Annotated in this window: 18 protein-coding genes; 5 read left to right on the forward strand and 13 right to left on the reverse strand. The window is 74.8% G+C overall.

Annotated elements, in window-relative coordinates; genetic code table 11:
- Positions 1–221 precede the first annotated feature (221 nt).
- From rosag_RS24070 to rosag_RS24080, 3 genes are all read right to left on the reverse strand, one after another.
- On the reverse strand, positions 222–1,853 hold the full coding sequence (locus tag rosag_RS24070; protein WP_284352739.1) for a S41 family peptidase: 1,632 nt from the start codon (positions 1,851–1,853) through the stop codon (positions 222–224).
- Between the two features lie 97 nt (positions 1,854–1,950).
- Positions 1,951–2,160: a hypothetical protein gene (locus tag rosag_RS24075; protein WP_284352740.1), complete on the reverse strand. Its 210-nt coding sequence runs from the start codon at positions 2,158–2,160 to the stop codon at positions 1,951–1,953.
- Between the two features lie 126 nt (positions 2,161–2,286).
- The gene (locus rosag_RS24080; RefSeq protein ID WP_284352741.1) at positions 2,287–3,129 is read right to left on the reverse strand and encodes a replication initiator protein A; all 843 of its coding nucleotides are present in this window, start codon (positions 3,127–3,129) and stop codon (positions 2,287–2,289) included.
- 374 nt (positions 3,130–3,503) lie between these two features.
- Between rosag_RS24080 and rosag_RS24085 the strand changes: the two genes are divergently transcribed.
- Both rosag_RS24085 and rosag_RS24090 read left to right on the forward strand, forming a co-directional pair.
- Positions 3,504–3,854: a PadR family transcriptional regulator gene (locus tag rosag_RS24085; RefSeq protein ID WP_284352742.1), complete on the forward strand. Its 351-nt coding sequence runs from the start codon at positions 3,504–3,506 to the stop codon at positions 3,852–3,854.
- A gap of 13 nt (positions 3,855–3,867) precedes the next feature.
- Positions 3,868–6,591 (forward strand): ABC transporter permease, encoded by a 2,724-nt coding sequence (locus tag rosag_RS24090; RefSeq protein WP_284352743.1) that lies wholly within the window; start codon positions 3,868–3,870, stop codon positions 6,589–6,591.
- A 3-nt stretch (positions 6,592–6,594) separates the two neighbouring features.
- On the opposite strand, the gene rosag_RS24095 is transcribed toward rosag_RS24090, so the two are convergent.
- Positions 6,595–7,287, reverse strand: coding sequence for an SDR family NAD(P)-dependent oxidoreductase (locus rosag_RS24095; RefSeq protein WP_284352744.1), 693 nt, complete (start codon positions 7,285–7,287; stop codon positions 6,595–6,597).
- 148 nt (positions 7,288–7,435) lie between these two features.
- Positions 7,436–9,157, reverse strand: a complete 1,722-nt coding sequence (locus rosag_RS24100; RefSeq protein ID WP_284352745.1) for a glycosyltransferase family 39 protein — start codon at positions 9,155–9,157, stop codon at positions 7,436–7,438.
- 207 nt (positions 9,158–9,364) lie between these two features.
- Here rosag_RS24100 and rosag_RS24105 point away from each other — a divergent pair, with 207 nt between their 5' ends.
- Positions 9,365–10,798 (forward strand): phospholipase D-like domain-containing protein, encoded by a 1,434-nt coding sequence (locus tag rosag_RS24105; protein ID WP_284352746.1) that lies wholly within the window; start codon positions 9,365–9,367, stop codon positions 10,796–10,798.
- Positions 10,799–10,960: 162 nt separating this feature from the next.
- On the opposite strand, the gene rosag_RS24110 is transcribed toward rosag_RS24105, so the two are convergent.
- Complete coding sequence (locus tag rosag_RS24110) at positions 10,961–11,758, reverse strand: SDR family oxidoreductase (RefSeq protein ID WP_284352747.1); 798 nt, start codon at positions 11,756–11,758, stop codon at positions 10,961–10,963.
- 148 nt (positions 11,759–11,906) lie between these two features.
- On the opposite strand from rosag_RS24110, the gene rosag_RS24115 reads away from it, so the two are divergent.
- Positions 11,907–12,452 carry a MerR family transcriptional regulator gene (locus tag rosag_RS24115; protein WP_284352748.1) on the forward strand — a complete coding sequence of 182 codons (546 nt, stop codon included), beginning with the start codon at positions 11,907–11,909 and terminating at the stop codon, positions 12,450–12,452.
- 13 nt (positions 12,453–12,465) lie between these two features.
- Here rosag_RS24115 and rosag_RS24120 read toward each other — a convergent pair whose 3' ends face one another.
- From rosag_RS24120 to rosag_RS24130, 3 genes are all read right to left on the reverse strand, one after another.
- Positions 12,466–14,013, reverse strand: a complete 1,548-nt coding sequence (locus rosag_RS24120; protein ID WP_284352749.1) for a phosphatase PAP2 family protein — start codon at positions 14,011–14,013, stop codon at positions 12,466–12,468.
- Positions 13,997–14,929: a hypothetical protein gene (locus rosag_RS24125; protein ID WP_284352750.1), complete on the reverse strand. Its 933-nt coding sequence runs from the start codon at positions 14,927–14,929 to the stop codon at positions 13,997–13,999. Before rosag_RS24125 ends, rosag_RS24120 begins: the two co-directional genes overlap by 17 nt.
- A 117-nt stretch (positions 14,930–15,046) precedes the next feature.
- Entirely contained in the window at positions 15,047–16,015 is a 969-nt protein-coding gene (locus rosag_RS24130; RefSeq protein ID WP_284352751.1) for an alpha/beta fold hydrolase, read from the reverse strand.
- 95 nt (positions 16,016–16,110) lie between these two features.
- Between rosag_RS24130 and rosag_RS24135 the strand changes: the two genes are divergently transcribed.
- Positions 16,111–16,902 carry a lysophospholipid acyltransferase family protein gene (locus rosag_RS24135; protein ID WP_284352752.1) on the forward strand — a complete coding sequence of 264 codons (792 nt, stop codon included), beginning with the start codon at positions 16,111–16,113 and terminating at the stop codon, positions 16,900–16,902.
- 98 nt (positions 16,903–17,000) lie between these two features.
- On the opposite strand, the gene rosag_RS24140 is transcribed toward rosag_RS24135, so the two are convergent.
- From rosag_RS24140 to rosag_RS24155, 4 genes are all read right to left on the reverse strand, one after another.
- Positions 17,001–17,426: a response regulator gene (locus tag rosag_RS24140; RefSeq protein WP_284352753.1), complete on the reverse strand. Its 426-nt coding sequence runs from the start codon at positions 17,424–17,426 to the stop codon at positions 17,001–17,003.
- Positions 17,427–17,877: 451 nt separating this feature from the next.
- Positions 17,878–19,191, reverse strand: a complete 1,314-nt coding sequence (locus rosag_RS24145) for a sigma-54-dependent transcriptional regulator (protein ID WP_284352754.1) — start codon at positions 19,189–19,191, stop codon at positions 17,878–17,880.
- Positions 19,192–19,202: 11 nt separating this feature from the next.
- Entirely contained in the window at positions 19,203–20,807 is a 1,605-nt protein-coding gene (locus rosag_RS24150; protein ID WP_284352755.1) for an ATP-binding protein, read from the reverse strand.
- A gap of 100 nt (positions 20,808–20,907) precedes the next feature.
- On the reverse strand, positions 20,908–21,843 hold the full coding sequence (locus rosag_RS24155) for a histone H1-like repetitive region-containing protein (protein ID WP_284352756.1): 936 nt from the start codon (positions 21,841–21,843) through the stop codon (positions 20,908–20,910).
- Positions 21,844–22,130 lie beyond the last annotated feature (287 nt).

Here is a 22,130-nt window from a genome sequence, read left to right on the forward strand (position 1 = left end):
ATAACGACGGATGGCTCCGCGTCGGGCGACGTTCCTCGCCGCCACACGGAGCATCGACGGTTATCCGATCTTCTCAGATTTCAATCCTTGCCGCCGTTGTCGTTCGGGTCCGGCGCGCCGAGGCGTACCGAGACCAGGCCAGCAGAGCCTGGAACGACGGAGGGCCCCGCGGCACGATGCCGCGGGGCCCTCGTCGTTCGTGCGTGTGCGGGAGTGCCCGGTTACGGCTTGGCCGCCGCCGTGCCCTGCGCCGTCGGGCGGTCGTTCGGCAGCACGCCCTGCGCCGGCGCCGGCACCATCGCGAACAGGTCGCGCTGCGCCTGCGCCTTCTTCACCATGTCGATCGCGCGGCGGAGCTGCACGTCGTCGTTCAGGTCGTGGCGCTTGGCCGTCGAGTCGCCGAACGCGACGCGCGCCATGCGCTGCTCGATCTGGCGGTCCACCCAGGCGCTGCCCGCGTCCCACTGCGCCTTCTCGACCTTCACGCCCGCCTTCGTGATGCGCGAGAAGAGGTCGTCGCGCCACTGCGGCTGCACCGTGAAGTCCGGACGCAGCTTGCCCTTCTGCTCGAACGCCATCTCGGAGAGCGCCGTGTAGATCTCCGGGAACTTCGGCGCCAGCGCGCGCGCCAGCGTCTGCTCGGCGGTGCTCATGGTGTCGGGCTTCACGATGACGTCGGGCGTCACCGCGCCGCCGCCGTAGACCACGCGGCCCGCGTCGCTGCGGTACTTCGGGCGCGCCTTGCGCACCGAGTCGCTCTCCAGCGAGTCCGGGTGCACCTCGACGTACTGCCCGTCGATCAGCTTGCGCTCCTTCTGGATCGAGCGGCCGCTCGGCGTGAACCACTTGGCGGTCGTCATCTTGAGCGCGTAGCCGCCGTCGAGCGGGAAGAGCGTCTGCACGAGGCCCTTGCCGTAGCTCGTCGTGCCGACGACCACCGCGCGGTCGTGGTCCTGCAGCGCGCCGGCCACGATCTCGGAGGCTGAGGCGGAGTAGCCGTTCACGAGGACGACCAGCGGGAGCGTCGGGGCGAGCGGCTGCGCGGTCGCGACGTAGGTCTGCGCGTCGCCCTGGCGCCCGCGCACGCTGGCGACCTCCTGGCCGCGGCGCAGGAACAGGTTGCTCGTCGAGATGGCCTGCTCGAGGATGCCGCCCGGGTTGTCGCGCAGGTCGAGCACGACGCCCTTGGCGCCCTGCGCCTGCAGCTTCCGCACGGCGTCGCCGATCTCCTGCGCCGTCGCCTCGGAGAAGCGCGTCACCGGGATGTAGCCGACGTTGCCGTCGAACGTCATCGAGTACGCGACGGCCGGGATGTGCACCTCGGCGCGCGTGAAGTTGTGCGTGATCGGCGCCGCGACGCCCGGCCGCGCGAAGGTCACCTTCACCTTCGTGCCCGGCGTGCCGAGCAGCACGTTGGAGACCTGCGTGGTCTTCCAGCGCAGCGTCGACTGCGTGTCGATCTGGACGATGCGGTCGCCCTCCTGGATGCCCGCGTTCTCCGCCGGCGTGTTGGGGAAGACGCGCGCGACCGTCACGTAGTTGTTCTGCTCCGTGATCTCCATGCCGATGCCGCCGTAGCGCCCGTTGGTCTGGCGCGAGAAGTCGGCGATCTGCTTGGGCGTGAAGAGCTCGGTGTACGGGTCGTTGAGCTCCTTCACGAGGCCGCGGGCGGCCTTCTCGAAGAGCGCGGGCGCGTCGACCGTGTCGACGAAGCGCTGGGAGACGAGCCCCATCACCTGCTCGAGGAGCTGCGCGCCGTCGCGCTGCGCGCGCGACTGGATGATCCACCCGCCGGCCAGGAACGGAGCCGTGGCGACGGTGGCGAGGACGGCGGTACGAGTCGGACGACGCATGGGCGCGCGCTCGGGCTGGAGAGACTTGGCGATGACGTGAGGAATACCGTCCCGGACCGGCGGGGTTCCGCGGACGACGATGCGCGATGCGTGCCCGTCACCCCCCCGCCGGGGGAGCCTCCTCGTCGGACTCCTCGGGCTCGGCGGTCGGCTCGGCCTGCGCGAGCAGGGCGCGCCAGCTCACCGCCCGCCCCTTCCGGAAGCCCTTCCGGACCAGCTTCACGCCCAGCGGCGAGACGGTGACGGTGTACGGCGTGCCGTCGATGACGACCTCGCGCTTGAGCGTGCGCTCCAGGGGTAGGGCCATGGGGACGATCGCGAAAGGGGGACGATGGGGGGCGCGCGCGGCCGGCGGGAGGGGGCGGGCGTTCGCGCCGCGTTCAGCGCGTGCGCGGCGTCACCAGGCGTGTCACCGGGCGTGTCACCGGGCGTGTCACCACGCGTACTCGACCCAGCGGTCGCGCCCCTCCTGCACCACTGCGGCCGCGCGCACGGCGCCGGCGGCGATGAGCATCTCGTGGGCCGGCTGGAGCACGCGCTGGAGGTGCGACGGGTAGCGCTGGGCCAGCGGCAGCTGCTCCGCCCACTGCTCCAGCGGCCACCGCCCCCGCCGCTCCGGGAGATCGGGGCCGAGCGCGGCCAGCAGCCGGTAGAGCCGCCGCGCGACGGGCGACCCGAGCTGCTGGTAGCGCAGCCACGACAGCTCGGCCACGAAGCCGGCGGCCAGGTTCTGCCGCACGGTGGGGGAGAGCACCACGCGCGCGTCGCCCGGCTCGTTCGCCGTGAAGGCCGGGAAGAGGGCGAGCTGGTCGTGGTCCTCCTGCCGCCGCCGCTCGATCACGACCGAGGCGAGCAGGGTGAAGCGCACGTCCACGGGCACGGCCGGCGCAGCGGGCGCGGCGGCGTGGTAGGCGGCCGTCGATTCCAGCGTCGTCCGCTCCAGCCGGGCCAGCGAGGCGCGCAGCTGCTCGTAGGTGCGCCCGTCCGCCTTCCGCCCGAGCGACCGCAGGAAGGCGTGCAGCCGGAACGTGATCGCCCCGTCGTCCGGCCGCCCCGACTCGGCCCACCGGTGCATGAGGCCGACCCAGACGTCCTGGTCGAACGTCCCGGGCAGCCGGTCGCCCGGGGCCGGCAGCACCCGCCAGCGCTGCGCCGGCGCGGGCACCCACTGCAGCGCCCCGTCGTCGGCGGCCGAGTCGCTGAGCCGGAACAGCGGCAGCCGCTCGAGCGCACGGTCGAGCGTCACGAGACGCGTGGACGGACGGCGGGCGAGCATGACTGCCAACCTAAGCTGTGTAGCCGTCGCCGTGGTGGCTCCGTGCTGCGTGCTGCGTGCTTCGTGCTGCGTGGACGGCCTCGGGACGCCTCGGCGTGCGGGACCCCTGTTGCCCGTTGGGAGGGATGCGGATGCTCCGGATCTGAACGGATCATGCGGATCGCTCCGTGTCGCGCACGGGACGTCGCCGCCACACGGCGCGATCCGGAGCATCCGCCGCATCCGGAGCATCCGCGTCCTCTCCAACGGTCAAAGGTTCTGGCGAGAGGGGCGAGGGCCAGGCAGCCCGCAGCCGGCTCTTGACGGACATGGGTAGAAGTCCTACATAGACACCCAGAGGTTCGACACCTAGAACTCCTGCATGTGAGGCCGCGGTGCCCCGATCGGATTCCCCGGACGCGCGGAAGGACGAGCTGCTCAAGGGCACGCTCGACATGCTCGTCCTCCAGACGCTGACGCTGCAGCCGATGCATGGCTACGCGATCGCGCAGCACATCGAGCGCCTCTCCGAGGACGTGCTCACCATCGAGCAGGGGTCGCTCTACCCCGCACTGGAGCGCCTCCAGAAGAAGGGGTGGGTGACGTCCGAGTGGGGCGAGTCGCCGACCGGGCGGCGGGCGCGCTACTACACGATCACCGCCTCCGGCCGCCGCCAGCTCGGCGAGCAGCTCGCGAGCTTCGACCGCGTGTCGCTCGCGATCGCCCGCGTCCTCCAGCGCACCTGACCGGGAGGCCCCGATGTCCGTCGTCGATGCGATGCGCTACCGGCTGGGCGTCCTCCGCCGCGCGCTGTTCGACCGGCAGGGATGGCGCCGCGAGATGGACGAGGAGCTGGGCTTCCACCTGGCCCTCGAGGAGATGCAGCAGCGCCACGCCGGCGCGACCCCCGACGACGCGCGGCGCGCGGCGCTGCGCCGCCTGGGCGACCCAAGGCGCGTGCGCGAGCGCCTGGTCGACGCGAGCGGCATCAGCGCCGTCGACGCGCTGCGGCAGGACGTGCGCTTCGCGGTCCGCACGCTGCGCGCGCGCCCGGGCTTCACGCTCGTCGCCGTGCTCACGCTGGCGATCGGCCTCGGCGCCAACGTCGCGATCTACAGCGCGGTCGACGCGCTGCTGCTGCGCCAGCTCCCGTTCGCGGCGCCGCACGAGCTGATGCAGGTGAGCCTCACGCGGCCCGCGCGCGGCGACCGCCCCGCCCGCGACGACGCGCCCTGGTCCTACCCCAAGTTCCGCGTGCTGCGCGACGCGCAGACGGTGTTCCGCGACCTCACGCTCTACCAGGGGATGCCGTACACGATCCGCGTCGGCGCCGGGGAGCCGGAGCGCGTGCGCGGTGAGCTCGTGGACTCGCGCTACCTGCCGACGCTCGGCATCGTGCCGCTCGTCGGCCGCAACCTCGCGCCCGAGGAGGACCGCGCCGCGGACGGTCCGCGCGTCGCGCTCATCTCCGAGACGCTCTGGCGCACGCGCTTCGACGCGGATCCCGCCGCGATAGGACGCGCGCTCACGGTCGCGGGCCAGCCGTACACCGTCGTCGGCGTCCTGCCCGCCGGCTTCCGTGGCCTCAGCGGCGAGGCCGACGTGCTGGTGCCGATCCTCAGCCAGTCGTCGGCCGAGATCGAGGAGCCGTGGAGCCACGGCTACACGCTGGTCGCGCGGCGGCGCCCGGGCGTGTCGGAGGCGGAGGCCGCGGCCGCGGTGGAGACGCTGGGCGCGCGCGTGGACGCGGCGTACCCCGATCCCGGCGGCGGCGGCGCGTGGCACGACGGCGCCGCCGCCCGCCCCCTCGACGCCACGCGCGTGGACCCGACGCTGCGCCGCGCGCTGTTCGTGCTCTCGGGCGCGGTGGGGCTCGTGCTGCTGATCACGTGCGCGAACGTCGCCAACCTGCTGCTCGTGCGCGCGGCGGGGCGCCGCCGCGAGATCGCGGTGCGCCTGGCGATCGGCGCGGGGCGCGGGCGCCTCGTGCGCCAGCTCCTCACCGAGAGCGTGCTGCTCGCGCTCCTCGGCGGCGCGGCGGGCGTGCTGGTGGCGTGGTGGGGGGTGCACGCGCTGGCGGCCATCGATCCGGCGCAGTCGCTGCGCCTCGCCAGCTACTCCGATCTGCGGATGGTGAGCTTCGCGGGCATCCGCCTCGATCGCAGCGCGCTCGCCTTCGCGGCGGCGCTGGCGCTCGGCACGGGCGTGCTGTTCGGGCTCGTGCCCGCGCTGCAGGCGACGCGGCCGTCGCTCACCGGCGCGCTCAAGGACGGCGCGCCTGGCGGCGGGCGCCCGGGGCAGCGCGCCGCGACGCGCACCGTGTTCGCCGTCGCGGAGGTCGCGCTGGCGCTCGTGCTGCTGGCGGGATCGGGGCTGATGCTGCGCAGCCTCGGCAAGCTGCTGGACGTCGATCCGGGCATGCGTCCGGAGCGCATGCTGACGCTGCGCTTCGATCCGCGCGCGGTGACCGAGCGCGACTCGTTCCCGGCGGTGTTCGACCGCGTGCTGGCGCGCGTGGGCGCGCTGCCCGGCGTGACGGGCGTGACGCTGCAGGACTGCCCGCCGCTCAACGGCGGCTGCAACGGCACGGCGCTCGTGCGCCGCGACCGCCCCGCGCCGCGCGACGGCGAGGAGGGCCCGGACGTCGGCGTGCACTGGATCACGCCCGAGTGGCCGCGGGTGATGGGCGTGCCGCTGCAGCGCGGACGCGCGTTCACGGCCGCGGACCGCCGCGGCGCGCGCAAGGTCGTGCTGGTGAGCGCGCGCACCGCGCAGACGTTCTGGCCCGGCGAGGACCCGATCGGCAAGCCGGTGAGCGTGGGGCAGGGCGGCTTCTGGAACGACACCGCGACGGTCGTCGGCGTCGTGGGCGACGTGCGCTACGGCACGCTCGACTCGCTGCCGCGCCCCGACGTCTACCTGCCGTACGCGCAGTCGCCGAACGGCCGCGCGATGCTGTTCGTGCGCACCGCGGGCGATCCGCTGGCGCAGGTGGGCGCGGTGCGGCGCGCGCTGCTGGACGCGGCGCCCGGCTCGCCCGCGTTCGACGTGCGCACGATGGAGGACCGCGTCGGGGCGATGATGGCGTTCCAGCGCTTCGGCGCGACGCTGCTGGCGCTGTTCGCCGCGGTCGCGCTCGTGCTGGCGACGCTCGGCGTCTACGGCGTGGTGTCGTTCGCGGTCGCGCAGCGCACGCGCGAGATCGGCGTGCGCGTGGCGCTCGGCGCGACGCGCCGCGACGTCGTGCGGCTGGTGGTGCGCGGCGGGGTCGCGATCGCGGTCGCGGGCGCGGCGATCGGGCTGGTGGCCGCGCTGGCGGCGACGCGCGTGCTGCGCTCGCTGCTGTTCGACGTCGCGCCGTCGGACCCGGCGACGTTCGCGGCCATCGTCGCGCTGCTGGGCGGCGCGGTGGTGCTGGCGAGCTGGCTTCCCGCGCGCCGCGCCGCCGGCGTCGCGCCCACCGAGGCGCTGCGCGAGGCCTGACGATCAGCCGAGCCGCAGCACCTGGCCGGTGACCGCGCGGGCCGCGTCGGAGCAGAGCCAGAGCACCGACGCGGCCACCTCCTCGCGCGACACGTAGTCCGCGCGGTCGCCCATCGCCGCGACGTTGGCGGCGGTGCGGATGCTGGTGGGCGCGACGGCGTTGGCGCGCACGCCGTGCGCCCGCTCGTCCTCGGCCACGGCGCGCATCAGCGCCAGCACGCCGCTCTTGGCCATCGCGTAGGCGAGCATGCCGCCGCCGGTCGCGCCGGGCAGCACGGCCGCGGAGCCGAAGTAGACGATGCTCCCGCGCGTGCGCCGCAGCATCGGCAGCGCGGCGCGCGTCGCCAGCACCGCGGTCTTCAGGTTGATGCCGAGCTGGCGCTCGATGTCCTCGACCGCGGTCTCGTCGAGCGGGCCGGTGGGCGCGAAGCCGCCCGCCGCGCACACCAGCGCGTCGACGTCGCCGACGATCGCGTGCACCTGCGCGATCATCGCGTCCACCTGCTCGACGTCCGCCAGGTCGCAGCCGAAGCCGTGCGCCTCGTGCCCCTCCGCACGCAGCGCGGCCGCCTGCCGCTCGGCCTGCGCGGCGGTGCGGTCGACGAGGGCGAGACGAGCGCCATGCGCCGCGAACGCGCGCGCTACCGATTCACCCACTTGGCCTTCGCGGCCGACGCCTGTGATGAGGACTACCACGATGCCGATGGGGCGGAGGACGGAACGGCGGAGGACGATGGAGCGTGAGACGATAACGCGGATGCGTCAAGCTCGAAGCCTGAAGCGAAGGTCCGCCCTATCGTTTCACGCTCCATCGTCCTCCGCTTCACCGTTCTCCGCCGTATCGTCACTCGCTCTTGAGTGTGCGCCAGCTGGCGCGCAGCGACGGATTCGGCCCCTCGCACAGGAACAGCGGCACGTCACGTTCCTCCGGCACCAGCCATCTCGTGTCGGCGTGGCGCACGACGCCCAGCGGGACGACGCGCGTGCAGCGGCCGCGCAGCGCGGCCTCGGGGACGCCGACGGTGAGCACCGGGTCGGCGACGCGGTCGCCCGGGCCGAAGAACCAGTACGAGCCCGCCGGGCTGACGACCGGCGGCAGGCCGACGCGCGGGCCGTAGAATTCGAGCGCGCCCGCCTGCCCGTAGTTCCCCGCCAGCACCGCGACGTCGGCGCGCGCGCTGTCCGGAAGCGCGGCGTACGCCTCGGCCACCGTCGCCGCGAGCTCGGGCCAGCCGAGCATGTCCGCGAAGTCCTGCGGCAGCGCGAGCGACTGGCCGGTGTTGGTGCGCGTGGCGGCGTCGACGCCGAGCGTGGCGGCCCAGCGCGCGGTCGCGGCGGGCGGCAGCATCGGCAGCGCGACCGGCAGCGTCACGAGCCCGTACGCGACGATCAGCGCGCCGGCGATCCGGAGGCGCGGCGCGGCGCCGCTGCGGCGCAGACGCCAGCCGCGCGTGCCCTGCTCCAGCGCCACCGCGCCGGCCGCGAACAGCAGCGGGTAGACCGGGGCGACGTAGTACGCCTTGCCGCGCAGCGCGAGCAGCAGCGCGAACGCGAACGCGCAGGCCAGCCCCGCCGTGCGCGCGCCGCGCGTCCACCGCGCCGCGAGCAGCGTCCACACGCCGAGCACCGCGAGCAGCACCGCGGGGCCGAGCAGCAGCTGGCCGCCCAGGAAGTCCAGCGCGCCGACGTGCACCAGCTGCGTGCCACGCAGCTCGCGCATCTGCCCCAGCACGGGCCAGCCCAGTCGCAGCTGTCCGACGATGCTCGGCGCGCCCACGAGCAGCGCGACCGCGAGCGCGAGCCACGGCCGCACCGTGAGCAGCGACCGGCGCAGCGGCCCGACGACGAGCGCCGCCGCCACCGCCGCGCCGAGGAAGAGGATGCTGAACTTCGTCAGCAGCCCGAGGCCGCCCGCGAGGCCGAGCAGCATCCACGGGCTGGCGGTGGCGTGCGAGAGCCACTGGCCGGAGCGCGCGCTCCACGCCAGGCGCCGCCGCCGTCCCCCGGGCGTCGTCCACGATGCGTCGCTCGACGGGCGGGCGGGGTCCACGCCCTCGCTGGCCGCGCGCCCGATGTGCACGAGCGCCAGCAGCGCGAGCGTCCACCACAGCTGGTCGAAGACGAGCGGCTGGAACAGATGGCCCGCGCGCAGGAAGAGCGGCGACGCCAGCACCGCGACGGCGGCCAGCAGCTGCGCGCCGCGGCCGCCACGCAGCGCGGACGCGAGCAGCCCGGCCAGCAGCACGAGCGCCGCGTGGGCGAGCGCGGGCCCCGCGCGCAGCGCGCCGTCGGTGTCGCCGAGCAGCGCGCGCGTCGTCTCGGCGAGGACGGCGATGCCCGGCGGGAAGTCCATCCCCCAGAAGCGGAGATGGCGGCCCATCGCGAGATAGAGCAGCTCGTCGCGGTGCAGCCCGTAGACGCTGACGCGGTTGACGACGACGTGCAGCACCACCGCGGCCGCCGCGAGCGCGAGCAGGGGCAGGCGCGCGACGGTGCCGGCGGTGGGCGCGACGTCGGGCGGGCCCACCTGGCGCGTCGCGCGCGCGGACGGACGCCCCGAGCGCACCGGCGCGGGCAGCGCGACGCGCGCGGTGCCCGGCGATCCGTCGGGCGACGGCGAAGGGGCAGGCAGGAGGCGGCGGTGCGGGCGCAGCGCTCGGCGACGACGGGTGAGGCGGTGAGGGCTCCGGCTGCCAAACTGGGGAGGTGGCGGCCCGGACGCCATGGGCGTGGGGCCCGGCCGTGTGGAACGAGCCCTGCTCTACGCGGTCGCGTGTTCAAACGCGTGGCGGGACGACTGGCCCTCTGGGGGCTCTTGCTGGCGCTGGCCCTGCTGGCGCTGATCGGCGTCCTGTCGGTCACGCGCGGCACGCCGGTGGAGTACGTGATCGCGCGCGGCGACCCGGCGGGGCCGCCGGCGCCCGCGGACACGCTGTTCGTGCGCACCGTCGAGCTGTACGCGGGCACGTCGCTCCACCCGGGCAATCGCGTGCAGGTGCTGGAGAACGGCGACGGGACGTACCCGCTGCTGTGGCGCGACCTGCGCACCTGCCAGCGCGCCGTGACGGTGCAGATGTACTTCGCGCAGCCGGGCGCGATCGCCGACACGATGGCGCAGGTGCTGACCGAGTGCGCGCGGAAGAAGGCGCGCGTGCTGCTGCTGCTGGACGGCTTCGGCGCGCAGACGCTGGCCGAGAAGTGGGTCGAGAAGCTGAAGGCGGCGGGCGTCGAGATCGCGTGGCTGCGGCAGCTGCGCTGGTACACGCTGCACAAGGCGGCCGAGCGCTCGCACGCGCGCGTGGTGGTGGTGGACGGGCGCGTGGGCTACACGGGCGGCTTCGGGCTCGCGGACTACTGGCTGGGCGCGGGGCGCAAGCCGGACGAGTGGCGCGAGACGAACGTCCGCTTCGAGGGGCCGGCGGTGGCGCAGCTGCAGGCGGCGTTCGGGTCGACGTGGGCGGAGGCGACGGGCGAGCTGCTGACGGGCGACGCGTTCTTCCCGCCGGTGTCGTTCAAGCCGGTGGCGGACGGCGACTCGGTGAGCCCGGTGGGCGTGCAGCGTCCGGTGCTGCGCTCGGGGCCGGGCCGGGCGGCGTCGGCGGAGCGGCCGCCGCCGGCGGATGCGCCGGTCGTCGCGCGCGCGGTCGCGGAGGGCACGGTGCGCGCGGGCCTGCTGCACGCGGTGCCGTCGACGGGGAGTACGCAGGCGGAGCGCTTCCTCGCGCTGACGATCGCGGGCGCGCGGCGCACGCTCTACATCACGAACGCGTACTTCGTCCCGGACGACGACTTCCGCCGGCTGCTGGCGGCGGCCGCGAAGCGCGGCGTGGACGTGCGCATCATGACGACGGGCCCCCGCACCGACGTGCAGACGACGCGCTTCGCGGGCCGCTTCCGCTACGAGGAGCTGCTGCGCGCGGGCGTGAAGGTGTACGAGTACCAGCCGGCGAACATGCACGCCAAGACGATGAGCGTCGACGGCGTGTGGGGGAGCGTGGGGTCGATGAACTTCGACAACCGCTCGCTCGCCTTCAACGACGAGACGACGCTGCTGGTGCACGACTCGGCCGTCGTGGCGGGCATGGACCGCATGTTCCTCGAGGACCTGCGGCACTCGCGCGAGATGACCGTGGCGGAGATGGCGAAGCGGCCGTGGTGGATCAAGGCGCGCGATGGCGGTGCCGCCACCCTCCAGCGAGTCCTTTAAGGCGGAGGACGGAACGGCGGAGAACGGAACGGCGGAGGACGGAACGGCGCGATACGATGGGGCGGACTCTCGGCTTGAAGCTCCAAGCTCGAAGGGTCCGCCTTTCCGTTTCACGCTTCATCGTCTTCCGCGGTATCGGTTTCCGCCGTTCCGTCCTCCGCCTCACCCGATCAACAGACTCTGCCCGCCATCGATCCAGACTTCCGTCCCGGTGACATGGCTGGAGGCATCCGACGCCAGGAACAGCACCAGGTCCGCGACCTGCCCGGCGCGTCCGGGCTTGCCGTCGGTGAGCGGGATCTCGCCCTCGGGGAACTCGACGGGCTCCTCCTCGCGCTCGACGTCGCGCTTCTCGGTGTTCTCGTCGATGTTCGTCTCGATCGCGCCGGGGCAGACGACGTTCACGCGCACGCGATGCTTGGCCAGCTCCAGCGCCAGCATCTTCGTCATCGCCACCTGCGCCGCCTTGGAGGCCGAGTAGGCCGTCGCGCCGGTGTTGCTGAAGACGCGCGTGCCGTTGATGCTCGCGCACACGATCACGCTGCCGCCCTGCCGCTTGAGGTGCGGCGTCGCGTACTTGATGGTGAGGAAGGTGCCGAGGAGGTTGGTGCGCAGCGTCGACTCGAACTCCTCGGGCGCCAGCTCCTCGATGGGCGCCCAGACGCCGTTCACGCCCGCGTTCGCGAAGACGACGTCGAGCCGCCCCCACTCGCCCGCCGTGGCGTCGGTGGCGCGCTGCATCGCGGCCGCGTCGGCGACGTCGGCGACCTCCACGCGCGCGGTGCCGCCGGCGTCGCCGATGCGCCTGGCGACGGCCTCGAGCTCGGACGCCGTGCGTCCCACCAGCGCGACGCGCGCGCCCGCCGCCGCGAGTCGCTCGGCCGCCGCGGCGCCGATGCCGGAGCCGGCACCGGTCACGAGCGCCACGCGGTCCGTCAGCGCCTGTGCGCCATCCTTCATCGGGTCTCCTGGGTTCGGGGCCCGACGCGCGGTGCAGGGCGCGGGCCGCGCGCAGGTCCCGCAGCCGGGCGCCACGGGCGCGCCACCGCGCGGACGCTCGCGCGGTCGTGCTCTGGTTGCCGCCGGAGCGCGCCGCTATCGTACGCGCATGGCCGAGTCTCCCGTCCAGCTGCTCCGACTCCACGCGCGCCACGCGCCGTTCAACGCCCGCGGGCTCGCCGCGCACGCGACGGCGCTCGCCGACGCGGCCGGCATCCGTCCCACCAACGCCTCCGCGCGCGCGGCGCCGAGCGCGCGCGCGGTGCGGTTCTACGTCGCGTCGGGGCTGCTGGATCGTCCCGAGGGCACGGGCACCTCCGCGACGTACAACTATCGCCACCTGCTGCAGCTGCTCGCGATCAAGATCCGCCAGCGCGAGGGGCAGACGCTGGAGGCGATCAAGAAGGAGATGCGCGAGGTCACGGGCGACGCGCTGGAGCGCCGCGTGGCGACGTCGCTGGCGCCGGCGCTGGTGACCAACGGCGCGGGCATCCAGCCGCGCGAGGACGACGGGCCGGCCACCTGGCGGCGCGTCGCCGTCGCGGACGGGATCGAGCTGCACGTGCGCGACGACTCGCCCGCGGCGCGCGAGGAGGCGCTGCTCGCGATGCGCGAGGCGGTGCGCGCGGCGCTCGGGCGGCCGGAGCTGCGCTGAGCGACGGCGGCGCTCAGCCGCCCCCGTCCGCGCGCGCCAGCGTGACCACGTGGTCGCCGATGCGGCGGCCGTGCAGCTTCCCGCCCTCGACGTCGCTGCGGTAGTGGATCGCGCCGTAGAGGCGCGAGATCCCGGCCTCGTCGGCCATCGCCGCCAACTCGGTCGCCGACGCCGGGAAGAAGTGGCCCAGCACCGCCGCCGCCGCCGCCGAGAAGGTCGAGTGGCCCGACGGGTAGGCCGGGAAGTTCGGCAGCCCGATCATCGTCTTGATGGTCGGGTCGAGCTGCGAGGGGCGCGGGTTGTAGTACTGGAACTTCACGCTCCAGCAGCCGACCGCGGCGTCGTGCATCGCCATGTTCAGCAGCGCGAACACGCGCGCCGCCCGCACCTCGCTCAGCCGCGCGTCGCGCACGTGCTCGGCCGCGATGTCGTTCCAGTGCCCGGGCGGCGTGTACGTGCCGGCGCCGTCGTTCCACTTCATCGCGATCGCCTGCTGCTCGCGCGTCAGGTGCGCGGCCACGCGCTTCACCTCCGCGAGGTCCTCGCGCATCCGCTCCGACGACGTCGACGGCGGCGGCCCGGGCGAGGTGGCCGCGAGCTCCGCGGCGGTGAACGTCCACGCCCGCGTGTTGCCGAAGTTCGGCAGCATCGGCGGGCGCGCCGGCGACTCCTGGCTGACCCACGCCACCTCGCCGCGCGCGACCGCCGCGCTGGCCATCCCCTGCCACAGCGCCGGCGTGCCGCCCGCGGTGCCCATGCCGTCGGCGCGCGCGCGCGCGATCACCAGCGCCGCCACCGAGCGGCCGAGGGCGAGCCCCGCGGTGACGTCGCTCGCCGTCGCGCGGCCGGAGAGGAGCGCCGCCTCGCGCTGCGTCGCGGCGTGCCGCGTGATCTCCTCCACCGATCCGGGGAAGAGGAGCTTCAGCACCTCCGCGGTCACGCCCGCGAGCACCGCGTCCTCCGACGGGTAGGCCGGCAGGTCGCCCGGCGGCACGAGCGTCGTCACGCCCGCGTCGACCTTCGCGGGCGACGGTCGACCGTAGCGGAACTTCCAGTGCCACGCCGCCTTCAGCGCCTCGTACTGCGCCACGCTGACGTAGGCGTACGCGCGCGCCGCGTACGGCGGGTTGGCGAACGGGAACTGCGGGTCGGCGAACGGGTTCTCGGCGTCGGGGACGGGGTAGCTGCCGTCGGGGCGCGGGACAGGCGGCAGGTTGTAGCGCGCGACCAGCTCGCGCATCACCTGGTTCCACCGCAGCACGCCGCCGCCGCTCCAGTGCGCGACGTTGGCGCGCTGCGCGTCGGTCATCGCCGCCTGCGCGGCCTTGACCGCGGCCACTTCGGCGCGGAACGCGTCGCTGGTGGCCGCGGCGGGCGCGGCGACCGCGACCTGGTCGGGCGCGTCGAGCACGAACATGCGCCACGCGCCGGCGGCGGCGTCGACGCTCGGGGCCTGCAGCGGGGGAAGGACCTCGGTCGGCTCGACGTGGCGGTCGCAGGAGAGCAGCGCGAGCGCGGCCAGCCCGACCCAGCGCCGCGCACGCTCAGAAGCGGCGCGCATAGGCCACCCCGCCGGTGAGGGTGGTCGCGCGGCCGACGTTGCGGCCGGCCACGGTGCGCGCCGCGCCGCCGGAGACGGAGAGCGCGGAGAACACGGGGAGCGCGTACGCGACGCGCGCGGCGACGCGCGTGAAGTCCATGCGGTTGGAGACGAAGGGCATGTCCTGGCGCCGGATGTCGCCGCCGCCGAGCGTGCGCTGGCCGACGAGCGACACGGGGACGGCGAGGCCGCGGCCGCGCCAGCCCGCGCTCACGACGTAGTCGAACACGTCGGGCATCGCGACCTCGTCGCTCAGCACCAGCTGCCCGTCGGTGTAGTAGGCGGGGCGGTCGAGGTGCACGGTCGACCGCCAGGTGTGCCCGGCCGAGCCGTCGGCGAACCAGCCGTTGCGGCCCTCGACGCGCAGCGTGCCGCGCGCCTGCGCGGTGCGGCTCCCGAGGCCGATCGACATCGGGAGGAAGTCGGGCGTGTAGTCGGTAGTGGGCGCGCCGGCGCCGGCGACGACCAGCCCGCGCAGCGTCGCGCGTCCGCCGAGCCCCGCCTGCAGCACGCGCAGCTTGACGGCGACGTTGAGGTCCTGGAAGCCCGACATGCCGCGCAGCACGCCGTCGCTGGCGTCGGTGCGCACGTACGGCAGCGACGCGACGAGGGTGACGCGGTCGGTGAGGCCGTAGCCGGTCCACAGCCTCGCGCGGCGCGTCGTCAGCGTGCCGATGTTCTCGTTGCGGCGGAGGAGGGTGCCTTCCCAGTACTCGTCCCACCGCTCGAGGTCGTACTCGACGGCGGCGGCCAGCGTGCGGGCGGGGAGGAGGACACCGTCGCCGACGCCCTGGGCCGCGGCGGGGGGCGCGAGGAACGCCAGCAGGAGCAGCGCGCGCCGGACGGGGCGCGGGCGTGCGGTAGGGCGCTGGGGCATGTGGCGCGGCGGCGGGGACGGCCAACGGGGAGGCCCGATCGCGGGGCCGCGCTATTGTGCGGTCCGGTGCGCGTGCCCGTCCAGAGCGGATCGTACCGGAGCGGCGTTTCCGAACGCTCAGCGCACCTGGTGCGCCCCTCCGACTGCCCCAGCGCGCATCAGGAAGTCGCGCACTACGGCCACCCATTCGTCCGCGCACTCGTCGTGCGGGAGGCTGCCGGACGCGAACGTCGCGACCTCGGCATCCGGCAGCAGCGTGCGGTAGGCGTCCCGCTCCGTGGGTGGGAGGTCGCGGGCGCGGCGCCCCCACGTCAGCAGCACGGGCTGCTCCAGCCGCCGCAGCGCGTCGCGGACGTTGAGGTTGAGCGCGCCGCCGACGAAGGCCGCCGGCGCGAAGCGCGCGCCCGGCTGGTGCGCGGTGGCGTGGTGCGCATCGAGCAGCGCGGGCGTGACGCGCGACGGGTCGGCGTAGGCCCGCGTCAGGGCGTGGCGCAGGCTGGCGCGGGTGACGCGGGCGTTGAACGCCGCCGTGCCGACGACGGGGCTCTCGAGCAGCGTGCGTGCGGCGTCGCTGGCGGCCGTGGGTGCCGACGCGAGGTGCGTGACGCCCGCGGGGCACGCGAGCACGAGGGCGGGGAAGCGCCGGGCGTCACGCGCGGCCAGCGCCACGGTGTACGCGCCACCCAGCGCGCTGCCGACGAGCGCGCAGGGCGCGCCGATCACGGTGCGCGCGAACTCGTCGAGCAGCGCGACGTAGAGGGCGGCGGAGTACCGTGCGGCGGGCCGAGCGGAGCGGCCGAAGCCGGGGAGGTCGAGCGTCCAGACGGTGTGGTCGGTGGCGAGGGGCGCGACGACGTGCCGCCACTCGTGGCTCCAGGCCGAGTCGTGGAGGGCGTGCACCAGCAGCACCGCGGGGCCGTCGCCGCGGCGCGTCCAGGCGATGCGGTGGCCGCGCCAGTGCCACGTCCCCGTCTCGCCGCCCAGCGGGTTGGCGAGGGGGGTGACGCCGGTCTCCGCGACCGCGTTGAACAGCGCCGCGACGCCGAGTGCTGCACCACCGGAGAGCGCGACCGTTCGCCACCGCATCGCAGGATGTCGTCGTCGGGGAGTGGTGGTCGTACCGCGCGAACGCGTGGCGGTGTCGCGTTGCGCCCGTCCGGTGCGCGGCGCAACGTGCCGCCATGCTGCTGCCCGCCCGCAAGTCGCCGCTGCTGCTGCCGCTGTACGCCCGCTACGGCCGGCGCCTGCTGCGTCGCGCGTTCGCGCGCGTGTGGGTCGGGGGTGCGCCGTGGCCGGACGCCGGCGCGGGCCCGGTGATCGGCTTCCTGAACCACAGCGCGTGGTGGGACCCGATCGTCCTGCTGTTCCTCTCGCACGACGTGTTCCGGTGCGACGGCTTCGGCCTCATGCAGGGCGAGCAGCTGCGGCGCTTCCCGTTCTTCCGGCAGATCGGCTGCTTCGGCGCGACGGGCGACGGGATCGACGACGCGCGGGCGGTGGTCGCGCATGCGTCCGCGCTGCTGCGCGACGCGCCGGGTCGCACGTTGTGGATCTTCCCGCAGGGGGCGCTGCTGCCGGCGCGCGTGCCGCTCGCGTTCCGGTCGGGGCTCGCGCGGCTGCAGCACGCGGTGCCGGAGGCGGTCGTGGTGCCGGTGGCGCTGCGCTACGAGCTGCGCGCGGAGCAGCGTCCGGAGCTGTTCGTGCGCGTGGGCGCGCCGGTGGCGCCGGAGCCCGGTCCGCCCGCGCTGGCGGGGGCGATGCGCGCGGCCGCGCATCGGACGCGGCGTCTGGAGCGCGCGCTGCGCGACGAGCTGGCGCGGCTGGACGGCGACCTGCTGGATCCGTCGCCGTCGGGGTATCGCGTCGTGCTGGAGGGGCGCGGCTCGCTGAGCGCGATGTGGGAGCGCACGGCGGGTCGGCTCGTGCTCGCGCGCGACGTCGCCGACGTCCACGAGCAGCGCCGGAATCGCTAGGCCGTCCCGCCCACACAACACCCTTTCCCCACCTGCGGGAGCGGCGCTAGCGATCGCGACGGGCCGTGGCCCGTCGCCGTGCCGGAGCTCGTGGAGCGCTAGTGGAGCGTCGGCGCCTCCGGGCGTGCGGACGGCAGCGTCGTGGCGGGGACGAGCGCGCTGGCGACGCCGGCCGACGCGGCGAGTCCGGCGATCGTCGACAGGTCCACGGGCTTCTCGAGGAAGTGCGTGGCGCCGAGCCGCAGCGAGGCGTGGCGGTTGTCGGCGTCGGGGAAGGCGGTGAGGACGATGACCGCCGCGTCGGGCGAGAGCAGCCCGGAGGCGGCCATGACCTGCAGTCCGCCGTCGCGCTTCCCGCCGAGCCGGATGTCGGTGACGATCAGGTCGTAGGCGTGGCGTGCGAGCGCGGCCTTCGCCTCGTCGAGGGTGCCGGCCGTGTCGACCGCGCTGCCCGCGACGTCGAACAGCTCCGCGAGCACGTCGCGGATGCACTGCTCGTCTTCGACGATGAGGACCTGGCGCATGAGGGGCTGCGGGCGGCGGACATCAGGCGGCGGATCGACCGAGGTGGTCGTCGCACGGCCATCCTCAAGGCGACAACCGGGCCGCGTCGTGGGATTTCCGGAAGTGCTTGCGCGCCAGCGGGTTGTGCGTTCGCGCCCGTGCGCGGCGCGCGGCGCGAGCGTCCGGATTCCGGACGAGGGGCCGCCGGGCTGACCGGAAATCGGGCGGCTGCGTAGTGCGTGCTGCGTGTCGGGCCGCTCGGGACGCGTCGGTGCGCCGGACCCGAACGGCGAACGGCATTGCAAGGATGAAGATCGGATAACGTCCGATAACGACGGATGGCTCCGTGTGGGTGCGATGTCGCTCGCACTCCACCGGAGCCATCCGTCGTTATCAGATCCTGTCAGACTTTCATCCTTGCTGCTGTTGCGGTTCGGGTCCGGCGCGACGGTGCCGCAGCACGCGGAGGTCTCAGCCGCCGCGCTTCAGCTTCTCCTGCAGCGTCGAGCGCGCGATCCCCAGTCGCGCGGCCGCCTGCGCGCGGTTCCCGCCCGTCGCCGCCAGCGCGGCCGCGATCGCGCGGCGCTCGGCGTCCGCGAGCGTCACCGGATCGTCGAGTGGTGCGACGGCAGCGCCGTTCGACGGCGTCAGGCCCAGGTGCGCGGGCGTGATCGGCGCGCCGTCGGCGAGGATGCTCGCGCGCCACAGCGCGTTCTTCAGCTCGCGGATGTTCCCCGGCCAGTCGTACGCCTGCAGCGCCGCGCGCGCCGACTCCGCCAGCCGCGCGCCGCGCGGGAGCAGCGCCGCGGCCAGCGCGGGGATCTCGTCGCGCCGTGTGCGCAGCGGCGGCAGCGCGATCGTCAGCACCTGCAGCCGGTAGTACAGGTCCGCGCGGAAGCGCCCGCGCGCCACCGCGTCCGCCAGCGGGACGTTCGTCGCCACGATCAGCCGCGCGTCGCTCGTCAGCGTCGCGGTGCCGCCCAGCCGCCGGAACGCGCGCTCCTCGATCGCCTTCAGCAGCTTCGGCTGCACCTCGGGCGCGAGCTCCGCCACCTCGTCCAGGAAGAGGGTGCCGCGCCCCGCCACCTCGACGAGGCCGCGCTTCGCCTGTCGCGCGTCGGTGAACGCGCCCTTCTCGTGGCCGAACAGCTCGCTCTCCACGAAGGTCGCCGACAGCGACGCGCAGTTGATCTCGACCCACGGCTGCGCGCGGCGCGGCGAGCGCTCGTGGATCTGCCGCGCGACGTAGCCCTTGCCCGTGCCCGTCTCGCCGATCACGAGCACCGGCGCGTCGTCGTTGCGCGCCGCCAGCTCCACCAGCCGGTCGAGATCGGGCACCGGCGCCCGCTCGGCCGCCGGCGCCGTCTCGGTCCAGAGCGCACCCGCCTCGCGCGCGCGCAGCACCGCGACCTCGCGCGCCAGCCGCGCATGCTCCGCCGCGCGTCGCACCGCGGCGTCGAGCGCCGCGAGGTCGATCGGCTTCTCCAGGAAGTCCGCCGCGCCCTCGCGCATCGCGCGCACCGCCGTCGCGACGTCGCCGTGGCCGGTGAGCAGGATGACCGCGACTTCCGGATGGTCCGCGCGCAGCGCCTCCATCAGCCGCAGCCCGTCGGCGTCGGGGAGGCGCAGGTCCACCAGCGCGACGTCGGGCGAGTGCGCCGCCGCGACCTGGCGGCCCTCGGTCGCCGTGCGCGCGCCGCGCGTGACGTGGCCCAGCGAGTCGAAGAAGTCGACGAGCGTCTCGCGGATCGTGTCGTCGTCGTCGACGACCAGCACCGACAGCATCCCGTGCGACGTCAGGCCGGAGGGAGCGTGATGGTCAGCGCCGTGCCCGCCTCGGGCGCGCTCTCCAGCGTGATCGTGCCTCCGTGCTCGTCGACGATGCGCTGGCAGAGCGCGAGCCCGATCCCCGTGCCCCCCGGCTTGGTGGAGTAGAAGATCTCGAACGCGCGCGCCTGCACCTCGGCCGGGATCGCGGGGCCGCCGTCGTGCAGGCGGCAGCGCCACGCGCCGTTCGGCAGCGACGCGAAGGTCAGCGTGAGGTCGCTCCCCTCGGGCGCGGCGTCGATCGCGTTCACCAGCACGTTGACGAACACCTGCGCCAGCTGCTCCGCGTCGATCCGGCACACGACGCCCCCGGGCGGCACGGCGCCCACGCGCTCCTTCACGAGCACGAGGCCGCGGCTCTCCAGCCGTCCGCGCTCGCCCTCCAGGACGTCGTCCCACACCGCCTCGGGATCGCCCGGCGCGAGCACCGCGGCGCTGTGCCGCCCGTACTCCAGCAGCGAGGTGACCATGCGGTTCAGCCGCTCGACCTCGCGCAGGATGCGGCCGACGTTCCGCTCGACCACCGGATCGTCGGCGACGCGGAAGCGGAGCAGCTGCGCCGCGGACGAGATGCCGAACAGCGGGTTGCGCAGCTCGTGCGCGACGCCGGCCGCGACCTCGCCGATCGCCTCCAGGCGGCGCTTCTGCTCCACCCGCCGCACCAGCCCCGAGCGCTCGATGGCGGCCGCCGTCTGCGCGGCGAGCGTCGTCAGCAGGCGCGTCGCCTCGTCCAGCCGCTGCGGGCTCTCGATGTCGTCGGCGCGCACGGTCATCGCCCCCAGCACGCCCTCGGCGCTCGTCACGGGCGCGGTGAGCTCCAGCCCGCGGTCGCCGTGGCGCAGCACCACGTGCTCCTCGGCCAGCGCCTCCCGCCACGCCGGCTCCAGGCGCGCCGCGAGCGCCGCCGTCGACTCGTCGCCGTCGCGGTCGCCGTCGCGGTCGAAGCCGTACTGGTGCACCACGCGGAACGCGCCCGTCTCCTCCTCGGCGATGGCGAGGCAGAACGCCTCGCCGCGCACGGCGCGCCGCACCTGCTGGGCGACCTCCGCGTAGACGCGCTCCAGGTCGAGCGTGCGCGAGAGCGCGATCCCCGTGTCGATCAGCGCCTCGCGCGAGCGGTGGCTCGGCGTGATGTCGACGGTGGAGAAGGCGAAGCCCGTGATCGCGTGCGGGTCGTCGGGCGACGCGCGCACGGGGGAGAGCTGCATCAGGAAGACGCGCTCCTCGTCGGGCGCGTCGCACGGGAACTCCCACTGCACCATCGGCGCGCGGCCGGTGCGCAGCAGCGCGAGGCCGCGCTCCAGCTGCTCGCGCGAGGCGGTGTCGCCGAGTCCGTCCCAGATGGACCGGCCGGTGACGAGGGCCGCGTCGGCGAGGCGCGGCGCGCCGTTCGCCTCGGCGAAGCGCGCCCACGCGCGGTTGAAGCTCGTGATGCGACCCTCGAGGTCGCACGTCCACACGGTGAGCGGGAGCGCGTCGAGCACGGCGCGCGCGAAGCTCGGGGCGGCGGCCGCGTCGACGACGAGGGCCTCGCTGGCGGGCGTGAGCAGCGACCGCTCGGTGGAGAGGGTCATGGTCCGATATTACCGCGCGGATGGCGCGGATGCGACACGGCGGCGGTCCCGGAGTGGGACCGCCGCCGTGTCGCTGGCGCGCGGACGGACGGTGAGTGGTTCAGCGCCCGCGACGGGCGCCGCCCTTCTTGGCCGCCGCCTTGCGCGCGCCGCCCTTCTTGGCTGCGCCCTTGCGAGCGCCGCCCTTCGACGCGGCCTTGCGGGCGCCGCCCTTCTTGGCAGCGGCCTTCTTGGCGCCGCCCTTACGCGCGCCGCCCTTCGCCGCGCCCTTGCGGGCGCCGCCCTTCTTCGCGGCCGCCTTCTTGGCGCCGCCCTTGCGCGCGCCGCCCTTCGCGGCGCCCTTGCGCGCGCCACCCTTCTTGGCGGCCGCCTTCTTCGCGCCGCCCTTCTTCGCGGCGGCCTTCTTGGCGCCGCCCTTCTTGGCCGCGCCCTTGCGCGCGCCGCCCTTCTTGGCAGCCGCCTTCTTGGCGCCGCCCTTCCGAGCGCCACCCTTGCGCGCGCCGCCCTTCTTGGCGCCGCCGCGGCGGCCGCGGCCCGACGTGCTGCCGCCCTCGTTGTCCGTGCCAGCGCCCTCGGCGCCGCCCATCATCGTGTTGTCTTCCATAGTGGGTTCCTCGGTGGGTTCTGCGTCGTCGAGATCCGTCGCTGCGCCACTCGCGCCGAACAGGTCGGCGTCGTCCTGCTCCGTCTCGTCGTCGGCGGCCACGGGGCCGACATCGTCGCCGATGTCGTCGCCGGCATCGTCCCCGGCATCGTCTGCTGCCTCCCCGGCGTCCGTCGCGTCGTCGACGTCCAGCTCCTCCTCTTCGACGTCCCCGTCGAGGTCCTCCTCCTCCTCGGCGGCGGCAACCGGGTCGTCGAACAGCGCCTCACTCCGTCCGCGCCGCAGCGACCCGAATCCGTCGTCTTCCTCGTCCTCCTCCTCTTCCTCTTCCTCGGCGTCCTCGTAGCCGTAGCCGCCCAGGTCCTCGTCGTCGTCGTCGTTCCCGCGACGCCTGAAGCGAAGGCCCTCGTCCAACTCGTCACCCATCGGCATGTGGCCTCCTCTGAGTCATTCGACGGTCCGCCCGGGTCGCTCCGTGCCGCGCGGCCGCGGGTCGCGGACCCGCGCGTCGCGGGAGCGGGGTGGCGTGCCATCGGCCAGGTCCTGCGTCCTGCGCGACCGCCCGCACCGCGTGCACGCCGCGCGGTGGCCGCACACGGGGGCGACCGACCGACGCCGCCGACCGCGTCGGGACGCGGATCGCGGCGTTGACGACGCGCACCGGCAGCGCGTCACGCAGGGGCGGGCAGGGCGGGGTGTTGGATTCACAAAGCGACGAA

This window comes from Roseisolibacter agri, from assembly GCF_030159095.1.
Classification (GTDB): domain Bacteria; phylum Gemmatimonadota; class Gemmatimonadetes; order Gemmatimonadales; family Gemmatimonadaceae; genus Roseisolibacter; species Roseisolibacter agri.

Bases quoted from the DNA above. Each gene is read 5' to 3' on its own strand.
- rosag_RS24070 (WP_284352739.1), bottom strand. From the start codon at position 1,853: ATGCGTCGTCCGACTCGTACCGCCGTCCTCGCCACCGTCGCCACGGCT.
- rosag_RS24075 (WP_284352740.1), bottom strand. From the start codon at position 2,160: ATGGCCCTACCCCTGGAGCGCACGCTCAAGCGCGAGGTCGTCATCGAC.
- rosag_RS24080 (WP_284352741.1), bottom strand. From the start codon at position 3,129: ATGCTCGCCCGCCGTCCGTCCACGCGTCTCGTGACGCTCGACCGTGCG.
- rosag_RS24090 (WP_284352743.1), top strand. From the start codon at position 3,868: ATGTCCGTCGTCGATGCGATGCGCTACCGGCTGGGCGTCCTCCGCCGC.
- rosag_RS24110 (WP_284352747.1), bottom strand. From the start codon at position 11,758: ATGAAGGATGGCGCACAGGCGCTGACGGACCGCGTGGCGCTCGTGACC.
- rosag_RS24115 (WP_284352748.1), top strand. From the start codon at position 11,907: ATGGCCGAGTCTCCCGTCCAGCTGCTCCGACTCCACGCGCGCCACGCG.
- rosag_RS24120 (WP_284352749.1), bottom strand. From the start codon at position 14,013: ATGCGCGCCGCTTCTGAGCGTGCGCGGCGCTGGGTCGGGCTGGCCGCG.
- rosag_RS24125 (WP_284352750.1), bottom strand. From the start codon at position 14,929: ATGCCCCAGCGCCCTACCGCACGCCCGCGCCCCGTCCGGCGCGCGCTG.
- rosag_RS24130 (WP_284352751.1), bottom strand. From the start codon at position 16,015: ATGCGGTGGCGAACGGTCGCGCTCTCCGGTGGTGCAGCACTCGGCGTC.
- rosag_RS24135 (WP_284352752.1), top strand. From the start codon at position 16,111: ATGCTGCTGCCCGCCCGCAAGTCGCCGCTGCTGCTGCCGCTGTACGCC.
- rosag_RS24140 (WP_284352753.1), bottom strand. From the start codon at position 17,426: ATGCGCCAGGTCCTCATCGTCGAAGACGAGCAGTGCATCCGCGACGTG.
- rosag_RS24145 (WP_284352754.1), bottom strand. From the start codon at position 19,191: ATGCTGTCGGTGCTGGTCGTCGACGACGACGACACGATCCGCGAGACG.
- rosag_RS24150 (WP_284352755.1), bottom strand. From the start codon at position 20,807: ATGACCCTCTCCACCGAGCGGTCGCTGCTCACGCCCGCCAGCGAGGCC.
- rosag_RS24155 (WP_284352756.1), bottom strand. From the start codon at position 21,843: ATGCCGATGGGTGACGAGTTGGACGAGGGCCTTCGCTTCAGGCGTCGC.